Source organism: Kitasatospora sp. NPDC058063 (genome assembly GCF_042885395.1).
Taxonomy (GTDB): domain Bacteria; phylum Actinomycetota; class Actinomycetes; order Streptomycetales; family Streptomycetaceae; genus Kitasatospora; species Kitasatospora lactacystinica.
In genome coordinates this window covers 70,548-86,800 of sequence record NZ_JBHVSD010000003.1, presented here as the reverse complement: position 1 = coordinate 86,800, position 16,253 = coordinate 70,548, and the positions used below count along the sequence as shown (strand labels likewise).

Below are 16,253 nucleotides of genomic sequence, written 5' to 3'. Positions count from 1 at the left end.
GACCCGCACGGCGGTGACCTCGGCGGGGAAGCGGGCCGGGGCCACCGTCGCGCCGGAAGCGTTCCGGGACGGTCGGTCAGTGGAGGTTCAGCAGGTCTGGTCGATCAGCGAGAACGTGGCGTAGTGGTCGCCGGTGTAGTAGTCCTCCTGGTAGGACCGGCCGGTCACGATCCGGCGGGCGCCGCGGGTCGGGGAGCCCGGGGTGATGACGGTGTACTCGTGGTAGTAGCCGTAGGACTCACCGGGCAGGACGCCCTCCCGGTTCTGGAAGACCACACCGTCCTGGGAGTAGGGGAAGGGGCCACCGGAGGCGATCAGGTCGAGGGTGTCGGCGGCCTGCGACGGGAGGGCGGAGAGGCAGACCGTTCCGCTCACGTCGGCGTGCGCGTCGGTGGCGACGGCGACCGGGGCGAGGGTCATCAGGGCGACGGCGGTGACGGCGGCGGCGCGGGACTTCCACGCGCGTAGAGTGCGAGTCATGCCCCTCAGTGTGGCGGGACACCGTCAACTCTGGAAGCCTTCGGGAAAACTATTAACCAGTGAGTAACCCCCCTTTACCTGCGGAGACTTGAGCCGTACGCCGACCACCGCACCCCGCCCCCGGGGCCACCCGCACGATGCCCACGAACCGCCCGGCCGACACAAGGGTCGACCGTCATCGAACTCAAGTCGGAGCTGTCCCGCCCGGACCGGGCCGCATAGAGTGCCCCGTAGCGTGGCGGATCACGGCAGGGCCGGAACGATCTCTGACGGGGTGGGCATGGGTACGGGCTCGGGCACGGCACTGACGGCCCACCAGCTGATCGGACTGCTGGTCGACCCCGACGGCTTCCGCAGCTGGGACGAGCCGCCGGCCGACGACCGGGCCGACCCCGGCTACCGCGCCTCGCTCGACCGCGCCCGTGAGCGCACCGGCCTGGACGAGGCCGTCCTCACCGGCCGCGGCCTGATCGGCGGCCGGCCGGTCGCCCTCATCGCCTCCGAGTTCGGCTTCCTCGGCGGCTCGATCGGCGTCGCCACCGCCGAGCGGATCACCCGCGCCGTCGAACGCGCCACCGCCGAGCGGCTGCCGCTGCTCGCCCTGCCGGTCTCCGGCGGGACGCGGATGCAGGAAGGGTCGGCGGCCTTCCTCTGCATGCTGCGGATCACCGCCGCCGTCCAGGCGCACCGCGCCGCCGGCCTCCCCTATGTCACCTATCTGCGCAACCCCACCATGGGCGGGGTCTTCGCCTCCTGGGGCACGCTCGGGCAGCTGGTCCTCGCCGAGCCGGGCGCCCGGCTCGGCTTCCTCGGCCCGCGGGTGTACGAGGAACTGCGCGGCGTGGAGCTGCCGCCGGACGTCCAGCGGGCCGAGACGCTCGCCGGCCAGGGGCTGGTGGACGCCGTCGTGCCGCCGCAGGAACTGCGCGAACTGCTCCGCCGCGCGCTGACCGTGCTCGCCGCCGCACCGCCGGCCCCTTCCACCGGCCCCGGGTCCGCGCCCGCTCCCACGCCCGCTCCCACTCCCGAGCCCGAGGCCGTGCCCGAGGCCGAGGCCGACCCGGACGCCCCCGGACACCCGGACGCCTGGGACTCCGTCCGCCGCACCCGTCGCCCCGACCGCCCGGGCGCCCGCGAACTGCTGCGGCACACCACCGAGGAACTAGTGCTGCTGGACGCCCCCGGCGGGCGCGGCGGCGCGCTCGTCCGGGCACTGGCCGTGCTCGGCGGGCGGCCCGTGCTGGTCGTCGGCCAGCAGCGGCAGACCCCCGAGCACGAGCGCCCCTTCACCGCCGCCGACCTGCGGGCCGTACGGCGCACCGCGCGCCTGGCCGAACAACTCGGGCTGCCACTGGTCACCGTGGTGGACACGGCCGGCGCCGAACTGTCGGCGCGGGCCGAGCTGGACGGCATCGCGGTGGAGATCGCCCACTGCCTCACCACCCTGCTCGCGCTGCGCACACCCGTCCTGGCCGTACTGCTCGGCCAGGGCTCGGGCGGCGGGGCGCTCGCGCTGCTCCCGGCGGACCGGGTGATCGCCGCCGAGCACGCCTGGCTGGCACCGCTGCCGCCGGAGGGCGCCTCGGCGATCGTCCACCGGGACGGCTCGCACGCCGCCGAGCTGGCCCGCTCCCAGGGGATCGGGGCGCGTCACCTGGCCGAGGTCGGGCTGGTCGACGAGGTGGTTCCGGAGCTGCCGGACGCCTCCGAGGAGCCGGAGGCCTTCTGCGCCCGGCTCGGGCAGGCGGTCGGCGCGGCGCTCGGCGCCCTGGCTGCCACCACCGAAACGGACCGGCTCGCGGCCCGGGCCGCCAGGCACCGGCGACTGGGCGACCTGCGCTAGCCGTCCACCACGGCGGCTCGGCTCCGGTCCCGCCGCGACCGCGTGACGCCGGCATCGGCACGGCCAGGGCAATGTGGCCCCGGTCTCATCACCACGGTGTGGCCCCGGTCTCAAGGCAGCGTTGATCATCTGCACCCACCGTGCGGCCGCCGGACCGGCGAGTGACGCCCCCCGAGCCCCGAACGGTGAGTGCGCTCACACGCGATCAACGACTACGACGGACGGTAGTGGACACCCCGGCGGCACCCGCGCCACCCCGGCACTCCCCGCGTTCCCGCAGCTCAGCACCGGTCGGCAGGCTTCGCGCGACCGGCCCTTCGAATCCACGGCGTCCCGTTCCGTACGACCGCGGGTCGTACCGAGCGGGTCTTGGCGACGGCCGATCCGGTCTGGCAACAATGGCTTCCATCGCCAGCCGCACCGGCTCCTGTCCCGCCGGTGGACGGCTTCCTGATCGCGTCGCACCCCGCAACCGTTCGGCCCCTGTCGGGCCGTGGTCCTGGGCGGGGAGCGACCGGCCCAACCCGATTGAGGTCCTCTTCTTCATGCCCGCTTTCAAGCTCCGCATGCGCACTTCCGCCGCGATTCTCGCCGGCGCCGCCGGTCTGACCGCCCTGGGCGCGGGTGTCCTGCCCGCCACCGCGAACGCCGCCACCGCCTCCCCGCAGGCCATCGCCGCCCAGATCGTCCCGGCCAACCAGCTGGCGTCCTTCAACCAGATCATCGCCCACGAGTCCAGCTGGAACGTGACCGCGACCAACCCGAGCTCGGGCGCGTACGGCCTGGCCCAGGCACTGCCGGGCTCCAAGATGGCCACGCACGGCGCGGACTGGAAGACCAACCCGACCACCCAGATCAAGTGGGCGCTGGACTACATGAACACCCGCTACGGCAGCCCGAACGCCGCCTGGAACTTCTGGCAGACCCACCACTGGTACTAAGCCGACCCCGTCGGCCCACCGACCACCGCCGTCACCTGACCACTCCCCCTCACCCCGGGGGTCGGACAGGGACCACCGGGGTGCCCGAGAGGGCCCGGACCCGCGCGACCCGCGTGGTCCGGGCCCTCTCCTGGTTCTCCGGCGGCGGCCCGACCCGTGGACCTCCGTGCGCGGGCTACGCGCTCGCGGGCTTACGGCGTGCGGGCTTCGCGCTCGCGGGGCATGCCGGCGTACGGCTACAGCTCGCCGGTGAGTCCGAGCAGCTCGCGCATTCGCGCGTACTTGGCGGCCAGCCGCTCGGCGGTCGCCGGGTCCAGGGTGGCGAGGCGCGCCGGATCGGAGTTGTGCGCCAGGTCCGCGCGCTTGACCAGCAGCGCGCCCGGCGTGGCCAGGATGCGCGCGGTGTACTCCTCGACCGGCTCGTCCGGGCGCCGGGTGAGCGCGTCCACGATCGCCTTGGTCTCCTCCGGCAGCGCGGCCCCGGCCAGCCACTCCCGGCTCAGCCGGTCGTCCTCGACGGTGTCGTGCAGCCAGCCCGCCGCGATCTGCGCCGCACTGCCGCCGCGCGCCGCCGCCCCCCGGGCGACCGCCGCGATGTGCTCGCCGTACGGGTGGCCGTTCTTGTCCACCTGCCCCTGGTGGGCCCGGCGCGCGATCGCCTCCACCTCGGACAGGCTCAGGTACTGGTCCTCCATCGGGCCATCGTAGGCCCGGGCGATCGGCCCGGCTCCGGGCAATCGGCGCCCGGGCGATCGACCGGGCGCCGGTCCCTCGGCCCCGCCCCCTGCCGGCCGGCACCGTCCCGGACGGCCTGACTTGCTGGCGTGCTCGCGACAGACCCACTGATCGCCGCGCCCGCGGCCACTGGTTTACTGCCCCGGGGGTTCATGGGCTTCGGGGGGTCACCGCGCTCGGAAGTCGGCGCCCCCGACGGGACACCCCCGTCGCACCGGCAGACCCGTCCGAGCGATCCGAGGAACCATGCCAGCCCTGCATCCCCTGCTGTCCGCCTTCGCGCCGATCTGGGCGCTCACCGGCGTCGGCTACGTCGTCGGCCGCGCCGGGCTGCTCGGGCCGCACGCCGAGACGGTGCTCAACCGGTTCGTGTTCCACGTGGCGATGCCGGCCGCGCTGTTCCTGATGATCGCCCGCACCCCGCTGGACCGCTTCGCCAACGCCTCGATGCTCGCCTTCACCGCGGGCACCGCGGTCGCGATCGGCCTCGGGCTGCTCGCCGGGCGGCTGCTGTTCCACCGCAAGCCCGGCGAACTGGCCATCGGCGCGATGGCCTCCGGCTACGTCAACTCGGCCAACCTCGGCATCCCGGTGACCATGCAGGTCCTCGGCGACGCCTCTTTCGTGGCGCCCGTGGTGCTGTTCCAGATCCTGGTGGTCACCCCCGCCGTCCTGGCCGTCCTGGACGGTGGCGCGGCCGGCCGCCGGGCGCTGCTCACCCTGCCCGTCCGCAATCCGATCCTGCTGGCCACCGCGCTGGGCGCGGTCGTCTCGGCGACCGGCGTGCACCTGCCTGCCGAGCTGAATCGTTCCTGCGAACTGCTCGGCGGCGCCGGCGTCCCCACCGCGCTGATCACCCTCGGCCTCTCGTTGCACAACCGCCCACCGGCGGACGGCCGTCCGCGCCGCACCGAGGTCGGGCTGATCGTCGTGCTCAAGACCCTGGTCCAACCGCTGGTCGCACTCGCCGTGGCCGGCCCGCTGCTCCACCTGCCCGCCCACCAGCTCCTCACCGTGGTGCTGTTCTCGGCGCTGCCCACCGCGCAGAACGTGTACACCTACGCCCGCGAGTACCAGCGGGGCACCGCCCTCGCCCGGGACGCGGTGCTCTGGTCGACGCTCCTGTCGATGGCGACGCTGTCGGTGATCAGCTGGACCCTCGGCCCCGCGTAGTTCCGGCCATTCACCTCTCCCTGGCGGCCGACACCACCTCGGTCACGGCCGCCAGAAAGCGCCGGGCCGCGTCCAGCTCCCCCGGCTCGAACCGCCGCATCGCCGCGACCAGATCGCCGATCAGCCCGCCGAAGAAGCCCTCCCCCAGCTCCATCGCCCGCTCCTCCACCAGCAGCCGCACCCGGCGCCGGTCCTGCGGGTCGCGCTCGCGCCGGATCAGCCCGAGCCGCTCCAGCCGGTCCACCAGGCCGGTGGTGCCCGCCGAGTTCAGCCCCAGCGCCCCGCCGAGCCGGCCCGGGGTGACGACCTCCCCGGCCCTGGCCGCGTCCAGCAGGTGGATCAGCGCCCGCAGATCGGTCGGGTGCAGACCGTTGCGGGCCGCGAACTCGGCTCCGAACAGGTCGAGTTCGACCGTCAGGCCACGCAGCAGATGGACCAGCCGCATCGGCTCGGCAACCTCGGACACCCTGTCGTCCTTCCTCGGGGAGGGCATGTGCGACTATTCTCTCGCTCAGCGAGATAATTGCTCAGCGAGATAATTGCTCAACGCTGTACGTGTTCAGCGCGATTCGTGTTCGGCGAGTGATTCAGCCGACCCGGCCGCCATCACACCACACCAGCGGAGGCCCCATGTCCGCCCGCACCGCCCCCTTCCTCGCCGCCTACGACGCCCTGCTCGCCCGCTGGCCCGTCCCGGTCGAGGCACTCACCGTCCGCACCGCCCACGGCACCACCCGGATCAACGCCTGCGGCCCCGCCGACGGCCACCCGCTCGTCCTCCTCCACGGCGGCGGCGCCACCTCCACCATGTGGTTCGCCAACGCCGGCGCCTGGGCCGAGGCCGGACACCGCGTCCTCGCCGTCGACCTCATCGGCGACCCCGGCCGCAGCATCCACGACGGCGCCGCCCTCGACGGCGTCCCCGGCCTGCTCGGCTGGCTGGACGCCGTCCTCGACGGACTCGACGTCCCGCGGGCCGACCTCTGCGGCCACTCGTACGGCGGCTGGATCGCCCTGGAGTACGCCCTGCACGCCCCCACCCGGGTCGGCAGGCTCGCCCTGCTCGACCCCACCCAGTGCTTCGCCGGCTTCCGCCCCGGCTACCTGCTGCGCGCCCTCCCCCTCTTCCTGCCCCACCGCACCCCGGCCCGCGCCCGCTCCTACCTCGACTGGGAGACCGGCGACACCCCGCCCCTCGACCCCGCCTGGCGCGAGCTCTACGCCCTCGGCTACGCCGACTTCCCCGCCTCCCCCGTCGTGACCGGCCCCCGCCCCTCCCCCGAACGCCTCCGCACCCTCACCACCCCCGTCCTCACCCTCCTCGCCGCCCACAGCCGCACCCACGACCCCCACCGCCTCGCCCGGACCGCCCGCCGCACCCTCCCCGGAGCAGAGGTCGCCATCCTCCCGGGCGCCTCCCACCACAACCTCCCCATGGCCGCCGCCCAGGACCTCAACCCCCGCCTCACCGCCTTCCTCAGCCCCACCCACCAGACCTGACCACCCCCACCCACCCGCACGAGAAGTCGGTCCACCCGACTTCTCGTGCTGCAGGGTTCGGGCACGTAAGGGACTTCGCGCAAGAGGAGCTGACAGAACTGCGTGGTGCCCATGTCTGTTCGCCTGGCGGCTCGTTGAGTGGGCCCTCGGGAAGAGAGCGCCGTGGTTGGTGTCGGATGACCTGTGGGGCCGGATCGAGCCGCTGCTGCCCGTGCGGCAGCAGCGGCTTCGCAAGACCGGCCGTCCGCCGTTGGAAAACCGGGGCTGTCTGCAGGGGATCCTGTTCGTGCTGCACACGGGCATCCAGTGGGAGTGGCTGCCGCAGGAGCTCGGCTTCGGCTCGGGCATGACCTACTGGCGCCGACTACGGGACTGGCACGAGGCGGGGGTGTGGGACCGTCTCGACCAGGTGCTGCTGGCCGAACTGCACCGCGCCGGCGGGTTGGACCGGTCGCGGGCGGTGATCGACGGCTCGCACCGCCAGGCCCGTCGCGGCGGCCCAAACCGCGCCCGGGCCCGGTCGGCCGCGCCCGACCGGGCCCGAAGCACCACGTGATCACGGACGGTCGGGGCACGCCACTGGCCATCGCACCGACCGGCGGCGACCGCCACGACGTCACCCGGCTCCTGCCGCTGCTGAACGCGATCCGCCACATCCGTGGCAGGACCGATCGTCCGTGCCACCTGCCCCGGCAGCTGTTCGCCGACCGCGGCCACGACTTCGACAAGTCCCGTCGCCTGCTGTGGAAGCAGGGCATCAAGCCGGTGATCGCCCACCGGGGTGTGCCGCACGGCTCCGGTCTCGGAGCCGTGCGATGGGTCGTCGAGCGGCCCAACCGCGTGGATCCACGGCTTCCTGCACCTGCGGATCCGCTGGGACATCCGCGACGATCCATGAGGCCTTCCTCAAGCTGGCCTGCTGCGTGATCACATACCGACGCGTGTCAGCTCCTCCTGCACGAACTTTCTGACACGCTCCAGGGTTCGACGGCGCCGGAAGTCGGCCAGGTCGACTTCCGGTGGGCGGGGACGACCTGGTGGCTGGGGTCGGGGGCGTTCCGGCGGGAGTGGTTGCTCGGGCGGCGGGGCCGCGAGGAGCACCGGCGGCGGGCGGGCTTTCTCGACGAGCACGGGTCCGGCGCGCGAGGGTCGCCGGCCGTCGCCGGGGGCGCGGGAGGGTTGGGCCACGAGGTGCACCGGTGGGTGTCGGACGGCCGGGGGTACGGGCGGCGTGCTCAGCGTTGCCGGATGATCGAAACCACGCGGGCCGGCGGCGGGCGGCAGGTGAGTGCGGCTCATGTGATGGCGCCCGCAGTGGTGTTCGCCATTCCGGTGTTGAAGCTCGCGTGGACGCTCGGGGGCGGGGACGCGGCGCGGGACGCGCTGCTGGCGATGGGGCCGGCGAACTGGGTGGACGTCGTCATCGGGATGTTCTTCGCCGAGCCGGTGCTGGCGGTCGTGCTGGCGGCGGTGCTCTCCTACATCAGCTATGCCTATCGGGCCGCTCACGGCGGGGCCGCCCGGCACCAGGGGCGGGCGCTGGTGGAGACGGCGGCCCGGGCGGCGATCCTGCCGGGGGCGCTCGGGGTGGTGGTCGGCGCGTTCAACGGGCTGTGGTGGGGTGTGGCGGCGGGCGCCCTGGGCTATCTGCTGCGCCTCGGTGTGGTGGCCGAGTACCGGACCGGCGCGCGTTCGGCCGTCACCGGCCACCGCACCGGGCGGCCGGCCACGGCCCTCGGGGCCCGGGCCGTCGAGGCGGTCCGGGTCGCGGCGCTGCTGCTCTCCCTGGTGGTGCTTCCGGCGTTCTCGGTCGTCGCCGCTCTCGACGGCCGCTCCTGGACGAGCGTGTTGATGTGCGACGTCGACACCGGCACCGGCCCGCAGCGCGCCCGGCTGGTCGAGCTGGACCGGCAGGCCGCGGGCGTCGTCGGCTGGGACGTCCCGGCGCACGAGGTGGTCAGCGGCACCAACTGTGCCGTCGACCCGGACGACGTCCTGCGCGCTCCCTGGTGGCGCCGGTAGGAGCGCCGACCGGATCCGCCAGTGCGGCGGCCGTCCCGAGCGCCGCGGAGGGCCGGGGCCGTGACACCGCGGGGGACGGCGGACGTGGTGTGGCGGCGCCTCCCTCGGGCCGGACCGAGGCGGAGCGCGCCTGCGTGGACGCCGTCGGCCGCGAACACCCTGTCGAGCGCATGGTCGCCGAGTTGCTCGAAGCCTTCGCGCCCGGGAGGAGCGGCTCCGCTCGGCGGCGCGAATCCAGCGGCGCGACGATCCGGCGGCACGACGATCCGGCGGCACGATGGCACGCCGTTCCCGGTCCGGTAGCCGTGCACGGGCCGCCGCGGCCTACGGGGGTTCGGCTGCCGGTGGGCTCAGTAGATCAGGTACCCCGGGCGGTGCCCTTCGTCGTCGATCTCCCCGGTGGCCTGGGCCCGCAGCTTGCGGGACAGGTCCTCCAGGGCCCGGGCGGCCGCGACCTCCTCGCCGATCCTGGCGAGCGGACGGTCGTCCGCGCTTTTCACGGATTCGCCGTGCGCGCTCAGGCCTGGCGCCCTGGCGCCGGTCAGCCTGGCCTCGCACGCCGTGTGCACGCCGTCTTCCTCGAAGCTGAGCTCCACGTCCCACTGGTTGTGCATGCCACACCTCCTGGCGCCGGCCCCCGTCGCGCCTGTCCGGACCGGCACGGACGGTGACCCGTGGCGGCCGCTCACACCAGCGTGCGCCTGCCCCGCCGGTGGCGGCAAGCGCTGCCGGACGGCCCGGTGCCCGCCGCGCCGCGCGCGCGTCGTGCGCCCGGCCCGGGCACCGGCCCGGCGGTAGGCTGACGGGAGCGGCCGCGACCTCCGACCCACCTCTCGGAGCCGTCGGCGCGGCGCGGGCAGCGACAACCTGGTGGTCCCTCCGTGGCGGTCTTCCTCCTCGCTCTCAGTGCGGCCTGCTGTCTGGGGCTCGGCTTCGTCCTCCAGCAGCACGCGGCGCAGCAAGCCCCGCGCTCCGATCTGCTGCGCTGGCGGCTGCTGCTGGACCTGATGCGGATGCCGCAGTGGCTGCTCGGCACCGGGTTCATGGTCAGCGGGCTGATCCTCTCGGCGTTCGCCCTCAACCAGGGCGAGGTGTCGCTGGTCGAACCGCTGCTGGCCACCAATCTGATCTTCGCCATGGCACTGGCCCGGGTGTTGACCCGTCAGACCCTGGGCCGTTCCGGCTGGGCCGGGGTGCTGCTGCTGGCCCTCGGGGTGACGGCCTTCATCGTGGCCGGGCAACCGACCGGCGGCGGGGCGCCCGCCGGGGAGCTGCGGCACTGGCTGGTGGTCGGCACCGTGGTCGGGCTGGTCGTGCTGCTGGTCTCGCTGGCCCGGCGGCTGCCGCTGTTCGAGGAGGCGACCCTGCTGGCGCTCGCCGCCGGGCTGCTCTACGGCCTCCAGGACGCGCTGACCCGGACCACCACCCTGCGCCTCGACCACGAGGGCCTGTCCGCGGTGCTGCGCAGTTGGCAACCGTACGCGGTGGTGGTGGCGGGCGTGGTCGGGCTGCTGCTGGTGCAGAGCGCCTTCGAGGCGGCGCCGCTGCGGATGTCCTTGCCTGCTCTGACCGCCGCCCAGCCGGTGGCCGGGATCGCCTGCGCGGTCGGGTTCCTCGGCGACCGGCTGCGGGTGACCCCGGCGGCGCTGGCCTGGCAGGCCGCCGGGCTGGTCGCGATCGTGATCGGGGTGATCGTGATCGGCCGCCATCCGGCGATGCCCGGGACCGTCCGCGACACCCTGGAGAGCATCGGGGCACCGCCGGAGGACGGAGCGGAGCCGCGGGAGGGCGGGGCGGAGCAGAAGTCCGGCGGCGGGCCGAAGGGCAGTCCGGACGACTATCCGAAGGACGAACCGACGGGCGGGTCCGCGGAGCACGACCGCCCCGGGAGCACCGGTTAGGCCCCGATGTGCTGGAGTGCGCAGGCGGACGCCGTGGCCGGTGGGCTGGTCGCGGTCGCGGGGGTGGCGTGCCTGGTCCGCGCCCACCGGGCCGGCCGGCCCGAGCGCTTGCCGCTCGCCGCGCTCCCCCTGGTCCTGGGCGTGCACCAGCTGATCGAGGCGCTGGTCTGGCTCGGCACCGACGGCGGGCTGCCGGACGGCCTCGCCGGAGCGGCCCGCACCGCCTGGGCGGTGGTCGCCCTGCCGCTGCTGCCCGTCCTGGTCCCCGCCGCCGTGTGGTGCGCGACCGACGGCCCGCGCCGACGGCTGCTCGCCGCGCTCACCCTGCTCGGTGCGGCGGTCGCCGCTCCGCTGGCCGTGGCCATCGGCTCCCACCCGGTGGGGGCGACCGTGCACGGCCACACCCTCGGCTATGCGGTGGGCATCCCGTACCCGGCTCTCCTGCTGGCCGGCTACCTCCTCGTCACCGTCGGCTCCCTGCTGGTGAGCGGCGACCGGCTGCTCGGCCGTCTCGGTCTCCTCACCGGCGCGGGCGCTGCCGCCTGCGCCCTGCTCTGGCACCTCGCCTTCGTCTCCACGTGGTGTGCCCTCGCCGCGCTGACCAGCCTGCTGCTGCTCCAGTGGGCGGGCCACCGACCGCCGGGCCGACCAGCCCCTGCCGAAGACCGGGCCCGGTAGGGCGTGTCCTGGGGGCCACCTAGGCCCTCTCTTTCGGATCACGTCGGACCGGTGGGCGTCGTTGGAGTGCGTGCATCGGCGGTGCGGAGGAGGGAGTCCATGCGGAGCATCGGCGACCGACGACAAGCCGGCGAGGTGCGTGCTCCGGCGGCGACCGCCTGGCGTGATCCGAAAGAGAGGGCCTAGGCGCAGTGCGCCGGTTCCGAGTCGTCGGCCGCGTCGGCCGCGCCGCCCGCTTGGACCGCGCTGCCCGCGTGCCCTCGGAAGCGGTCCATCTCGCGCCACTCGGGGCGCAGCCCGGCCAGGGTCGTGGTCGCGAAGTAGAGGGCTCCGCCGGCGATCAGGCCGGGTATCAGCCCGACCGTCGCGACCGCCGCACCGGCGACCAGTCCACCGAGCGGGATGCCGGCCCAGGAGAGGGAGTCGCCGAGGGCGTGGACGCGGCCCAGCAGGTGGCGGGGCACCCGTTCGAAGAGGACCGCGCCGAGGATCGGGTTGAGGAAGCCGGCGCCGAAGCCGCCGATCGCGAAGACCGTGAGCACCAGCCACATCGGCGCGTCGAGGGCCAGCACCAGGAAGCGCGGCGCGCCGCACAGCAGGAAGCCGACGAAGAACACCGTCCGGCGGGGCAGTCGGGAGGCGACGGCCGCCGCTATCAGGCTGCCGACGACCGCGGTGGCGCCCATGACGGCCGTGGCCAGGCCGATCGCGGCCGGACCGTTACCGGACTCGCGCGCCCAGACCGGGACGAGGACAGTGGTGAACCCGGCGTCGATCAGGTTGGTGATGCCGATCATCACGATCACGGTGAGCAGCAGCGGCTCCGAGCGCAGGAAGGTGAAGCCCTCGCGGAACATCCGCCAGTAGCCCGCGGGCTGCTCCTCCGCCGAGGGTTCGGCTGCCACGGCGGGCACCGCCGGGCGCCCCATGCCGCGCGGGAGCGCGACCGCGATGATCAGCGACCCGAGCGCGAAGGTGGCCGCGTTGACCGCCAGCCCGGCCAGCGGCCCGATCAGGGCGACCAGCCCGCCGCCGACCGCCGGACCGATGGTGGAGGCCAGCCGCTCGGTGACCCCCGACAGTCCGGTGGCGCGCTCCATCGGCACCCGGGCGCGGTCGGCCGCCTCCGGGACCATGACGGACTTGGCCAGGTCCCCCGGGCCGCGCATCGCCCCGATCACCGCGACCATCACCAGCAGCGCCCAGAACGGGAGCAGCCCCCGGGCGTGCAGCAGCGGAACCAACCCGGCCGTGACGGCGCTGACCGCGTCCGTCGTCCAGGACACCACGCGCGGCCCGAGCCGGTCCACCAACGGCCCGGTCAGTGCCTTGACCGCCACGTACGGCGCCATTTCGGCGAAGGCGACCAGGCCCGTCATGGTGGCGCTGCCGGTGGTGGCCAGGACGAACCAGGGCAGGGCGATGGCCGAGACGCGCGTGCCGGTCACGGAGACGACCGTGGCGGCCAGCACCCCGGCCAGCGGGCGGAAGCTGCGCCCGGGCGCGTCGACGGCGGCGGCACCGGTGCCGGTGGTGGTGGTGGTGGTCATGCGGTTTCCCCCTCGGTCGTGGTGGTGCTCGTGTCCGGCAGGACGTGGACGATCACGGAGACCTGCTCGGTGCCCTCCGGGACCGGCTCGCCGTGGTCGATCTGCCGGTAGCGCCGGACCACCTCGAACAGCTCGCCGGAGAGCCGCTCCGCCTCGGCGGGGGTGAGCTGGAGGACCCGGTCGCTGAGGTCCGTCACCCGGCGCCACTCGCGCGGCATGGTCTCGAAGGCGTCCAGCGCGCGCTGGGCGGTCAGGGTGTGCGCGGCCAGGACGGACCGCAGGAAGCCGGCGGCCGTGTCGAGGTCGTCGTCCGCCATGTCGTCCACCGTCCAGACGGTCAGCGGGTGGGCCGAACGCCACCAGCGCTCGCGGGCGTTGCCGCGCTCCTCGTCCTCCTCGACGAAGCCCGCGGCGGCGAGCTGGCGCAGGTGGTAGCTGGTGGCTCCGGAGTTCAGCCCCAGCTGTGCGGCGAGCCTCGTCGCCGTCGACGGGCCGTGCTTGCGCAGGAGTCCGACCAACTGCATGCGCACGGGGTGCGCCATCGCCCGCATGTTCTTGGCGGTGATGGCGATGTGCGGGTCGTCGCTGTGCTTCCAGCCGCGCTCTTCGGTCATGGCAGGAGACTAGAACCGCAAAGACTTCTTTGCAAAGGGTTTTTTGCGAAGAAGTCTTCGCGATTGCTCGACGCGCAGCAGGCCGCGCCTCCGGGACCCCGCCGGTCGGCGGGTGCCCGACCGGCCGCTCGGCGGGGGCCTCGGGGCGGACCGCGGCCCGGAGCGGGATTGTCACCCGGCCGGGCGAGGCGCAGGCTGGCAGGAAGGGCCCGGTAGTCGGCCCGTCCCGGTCGGCCGCGGATTCGATGTCGGCCGCCGGGGAGCACGAGGGGCAGGGCGATGGCACGCGGGAGGCTCTGGAGCTACGTCGCGTCGGGGGCCCGGGCGCTCGGCGCGTTCGGCGGCGCCGTGGGCGCGTTCGGCGGCGCGGGCGGCACCGGCCACCGGAGCGGGTCCGGGCGCGCGGGCGCGCCGGCGACCACCGAGGCCGAGGAGGGCCTCGGCCCGTACTCACCGGGCGTGATGGCCGCGCCCAGGCCGCTCTCCCGCACCGAGCTGGAGCGGCTGCGCTGGACCGGCCGGCAGGACGGCTGCGAGCCGACGGCCCGGCACGTCCAGGTGGCCGACCTGGTCCGCCGGGTGGTGCGCGGCGGTGGCCGGGCGGCGGCCGTCACGGTCCGGGTGGCGCCGGGGCTGCCGGTGGTGGCCGGGGACGCCCGCCGGCTGGAGACCGCCGTCGCCGGGCTGGTCGACCAGGCGATCCGGCGCAGCCCGCCGGGCGGCCGGGTGCTGGTCCGGGCCGACGTGGCGGGTGGCACGTCCGCACCGCGGGCGTCCGGACGGGCGGCGGCGACCCGCGGCCGGGTGGAGATCCGGGTCTGCGACCGGGGCTCCTCCGAGCCGAGCGGGGCGCGCGAACGGCTGACCGCCGGTGTCCGGACGGACGGCGTGGTGGGGCCCGCCCTGCACAGCCTGGTCGACGCCGCCGGTGGCCGGCTCGCGGTGGAGCCCACCCCCGGCGGCGGGCTGACCGTCGTCCTGCTGCTGACCGTCGCGTACGACTGACGGAGTACCGCGGCGTCCGGGGCCGGACCGGGGCGCGCACCCGGCGGATTCGGCCCACGAAACCTAGACTTGCCCCATGCCCCGGCTCAACGACCAGGTCAGGGAGCTGCTCCAGGAGTACGCCGACCTGATCAACATCACCGGCGGGGACGCCTTCCGGGCCCGCGCCTACGAGAAGGCCGCCCGGGCGGTCGGCGGCCACCCCGGGGACCTGGCCGGACTGGACGTCAAGGGTCTGCAGCAGATCCCCGGCGTCGGGAAGTCCACGGCCGAGAAGATCGCCGAGTACCTCGCCACCGGGACCGTCCCCGCGCTGGAGGCGCTGCGCGCCGAGATCCCGTCCGGCGTACGGGAGATGATGGCCGTCCCCAGTGTCGGGCCCAAGCGCGCCCTGGCCCTCTACCGCGACCTCGGGATCTCCTCGGTGGACGAACTCGCCGCGGCCGCCCGCGCGGAGCGGCTCGCCGACCTGCCCGGCTTCGGCGAGCGCAGCGGCGAGAAGATCCTGCACGGCATCGAGCTGATGCGGCAGTCCGGCGGCCGCACGCTGCTGGACACCGCCACCGAGCTGGCCGAGCAGCTCGTCGCCGTGCTCTCCGCCGTCCCCGGCTGCACCCGCTGCGCGTACGCGGGCTCGCTGCGCCGGATGCGCGAGACGGTGGGCGACATCGACGTGCTCGCGACCGCCGAGGACTCCGCCCCGCTGATGGCCGCGCTCACCGGCCTCCCCTCCGTCGCCGAAGTGATCGGCAGCGGGAGCACCAAGACCTCGATCCGTACCACCCAGGGCGTACAGGTGGATCTGCGGGTCCTCCCGGAGGAGGACTGGGGAGCGGCACTGGTCTACTTCACCGGCTCGAAGGCGCACAACATCAAGCTGCGCACGATGGCCGTCCGGGCCGGGCTGAAGCTCTCCGAGTACGGGCTGTTCGAGGTGGACGGCGGCGCCAAGGTGGTCTCGGAGACCGAGGACGAGGTGTACGCGGCCCTCAGACTGCCGTGGATCCCGCCGCCGCTGCGCGAGGACCGGGGCGAGATCGAGGCCGCGCTGGACGGCGGACTCCCGGACCTCGTCCAGGAGTCCGACCTGCGCGGCGACCTGCACACCCACACCGACCTGACCGACGGGCTGGCCACCCTGGAGGAGATGATCGACACCGCGGCCGCCCGCGGCTACTCCTACTTCGCCGTCACCGACCACGCCCCGGACCTGGTGATGCAGCGGATGACGGACGAGAAGATGCTCGCCCAGCGCGAGCAGCTGCGCCGACTCGCCGGCCGGCACAGGAAGTTGCGCCTGCTGCACGGCACCGAGCTGAACATCGGCCCGGACGGCGGGGTGGACTGGCCGCCCGCGTTCCTGGCCGGCTTCGACGTCTGCGTGGCCTCCGTGCACTCGCACTTCACCCTGGACCGGGCCGCCCAGACCCGCCGGCTGATCCGCGCCTGCGAAAACCCGTACGTGCACGTCATCGGGCATCTCACCACCCGCCGGATCGGCCGGCGCGGGCCGATCGACGTCGACCTGGACGCGGTGTTCGAGGCCGCCGCGCGCACCGGCACCGCGATCGAGATCAACAGCTCCCCGCAGCGGCTCGACCTGCGCGACGAGGACGTCCTGCGGGCCCGGCGGCACGGCGTGCGCTTCGCGATCGACAGCGACGCCCACGCCACCGGCCAGCTCGGCTACCCGCGCTACGGCATCGGCACGGCGCAGCGCGGCTGGCTCACCGCCGAGGACGTGGTCAACACCTGGACCTGGCAGAAGCTGAAGCACTTCCTCCGCAAGGACGCGGTGCCCGGGTAGCCCC

At 74.5% G+C, this 16,253-nt stretch carries 15 protein-coding genes and 1 pseudogene; 10 read left to right on the top strand and 6 right to left on the bottom strand.

The window, feature by feature from the left end; all coding sequences use genetic code 11:
* Positions 1-87 precede the first annotated feature (87 nt).
* Positions 88-480: a ribonuclease gene (locus ACFVUY_RS06980; protein WP_380356563.1), complete on the bottom strand. Its 393-nt coding sequence runs from the start codon at positions 478-480 to the stop codon at positions 88-90.
* 280 nt (positions 481-760) lie between these two features.
* Between ACFVUY_RS06980 and ACFVUY_RS06975 the strand changes: the two genes are divergently transcribed.
* Together ACFVUY_RS06975 and ACFVUY_RS06970 are read left to right on the top strand one after the other, a co-directional pair.
* Complete coding sequence (locus tag ACFVUY_RS06975; protein ID WP_387727912.1) at positions 761-2,323, top strand: carboxyl transferase domain-containing protein; 1,563 nt, start codon at positions 761-763, stop codon at positions 2,321-2,323.
* Positions 2,324-2,889: 566 nt separating this feature from the next.
* A complete protein-coding gene (locus ACFVUY_RS06970; protein ID WP_387688174.1) occupies positions 2,890-3,264 on the top strand; it encodes a transglycosylase SLT domain-containing protein in 375 nt (124 codons plus the stop codon).
* A 236-nt stretch (positions 3,265-3,500) separates the two neighbouring features.
* Here ACFVUY_RS06970 and ACFVUY_RS06965 read toward each other — a convergent pair whose 3' ends face one another.
* A complete protein-coding gene (locus tag ACFVUY_RS06965; RefSeq protein ID WP_387727910.1) occupies positions 3,501-3,959 on the bottom strand; it encodes an HD domain-containing protein in 459 nt (152 codons plus the stop codon).
* 286 nt (positions 3,960-4,245) lie between these two features.
* On the opposite strand from ACFVUY_RS06965, the gene ACFVUY_RS06960 reads away from it, so the two are divergent.
* The gene (locus ACFVUY_RS06960; protein WP_359907535.1) at positions 4,246-5,172 is read left to right on the top strand and encodes an AEC family transporter; all 927 of its coding nucleotides are present in this window, start codon (positions 4,246-4,248) and stop codon (positions 5,170-5,172) included.
* Between the two features lie 10 nt (positions 5,173-5,182).
* Here ACFVUY_RS06960 and ACFVUY_RS06955 read toward each other — a convergent pair whose 3' ends face one another.
* Positions 5,183-5,617, bottom strand: coding sequence for a MarR family winged helix-turn-helix transcriptional regulator (locus ACFVUY_RS06955; protein WP_387728212.1), 435 nt, complete (start codon positions 5,615-5,617; stop codon positions 5,183-5,185).
* Positions 5,618-5,802: 185 nt separating this feature from the next.
* On the opposite strand from ACFVUY_RS06955, the gene ACFVUY_RS06950 reads away from it, so the two are divergent.
* The 3 genes and pseudogenes from ACFVUY_RS06950 (at position 5,803) to ACFVUY_RS06940 (ending at position 8,694) form a co-directional block, all read left to right on the top strand.
* Entirely contained in the window at positions 5,803-6,672 is an 870-nt protein-coding gene (locus ACFVUY_RS06950) for an alpha/beta fold hydrolase (protein ID WP_387727908.1), read from the top strand.
* A gap of 166 nt (positions 6,673-6,838) precedes the next feature.
* Positions 6,839-7,643: pseudogene (locus ACFVUY_RS06945) on the top strand (IS5 family transposase).
* A 277-nt stretch (positions 7,644-7,920) separates the two neighbouring features.
* Positions 7,921-8,694: a hypothetical protein gene (locus ACFVUY_RS06940; RefSeq protein WP_387727906.1), complete on the top strand. Its 774-nt coding sequence runs from the start codon at positions 7,921-7,923 to the stop codon at positions 8,692-8,694.
* Positions 8,695-9,044: 350 nt separating this feature from the next.
* Here the strand turns inward: ACFVUY_RS06940 and ACFVUY_RS06935 are convergent, their stop codons facing one another.
* Positions 9,045-9,308 carry a dsRBD fold-containing protein gene (locus tag ACFVUY_RS06935; protein ID WP_380546048.1) on the bottom strand — a complete coding sequence of 88 codons (264 nt, stop codon included), beginning with the start codon at positions 9,306-9,308 and terminating at the stop codon, positions 9,045-9,047.
* A 267-nt stretch (positions 9,309-9,575) separates the two neighbouring features.
* On the opposite strand from ACFVUY_RS06935, the gene ACFVUY_RS06930 reads away from it, so the two are divergent.
* Entirely contained in the window at positions 9,576-10,595 is a 1,020-nt protein-coding gene (locus ACFVUY_RS06930) for a DMT family transporter (protein ID WP_387727904.1), read from the top strand.
* A 6-nt stretch (positions 10,596-10,601) separates the two neighbouring features.
* On the top strand, positions 10,602-11,273 hold the full coding sequence (locus ACFVUY_RS06925; RefSeq protein WP_387727902.1) for a DUF6629 family protein: 672 nt from the start codon (positions 10,602-10,604) through the stop codon (positions 11,271-11,273).
* A 182-nt stretch (positions 11,274-11,455) separates the two neighbouring features.
* Here the strand turns inward: ACFVUY_RS06925 and ACFVUY_RS06920 are convergent, their stop codons facing one another.
* Entirely contained in the window at positions 11,456-12,823 is a 1,368-nt protein-coding gene (locus tag ACFVUY_RS06920; protein ID WP_387727900.1) for an MFS transporter, read from the bottom strand.
* The gene (locus tag ACFVUY_RS06915; RefSeq protein WP_387688190.1) at positions 12,820-13,437 is read right to left on the bottom strand and encodes a helix-turn-helix domain-containing protein; all 618 of its coding nucleotides are present in this window, start codon (positions 13,435-13,437) and stop codon (positions 12,820-12,822) included. Before ACFVUY_RS06915 ends, ACFVUY_RS06920 begins: the two co-directional genes overlap by 4 nt.
* Positions 13,438-13,716: 279 nt before the next feature.
* Between ACFVUY_RS06915 and ACFVUY_RS06910 the strand changes: the two genes are divergently transcribed.
* Together ACFVUY_RS06910 and polX are read left to right on the top strand one after the other, a co-directional pair.
* Entirely contained in the window at positions 13,717-14,442 is a 726-nt protein-coding gene (locus ACFVUY_RS06910) for a sensor histidine kinase (RefSeq protein ID WP_387727898.1), read from the top strand.
* A 76-nt stretch (positions 14,443-14,518) separates the two neighbouring features.
* Positions 14,519-16,249, top strand: a complete 1,731-nt coding sequence (gene polX / locus ACFVUY_RS06905; protein WP_387727896.1) for a DNA polymerase/3'-5' exonuclease PolX — start codon at positions 14,519-14,521, stop codon at positions 16,247-16,249.
* Positions 16,250-16,253 lie beyond the last annotated feature (4 nt).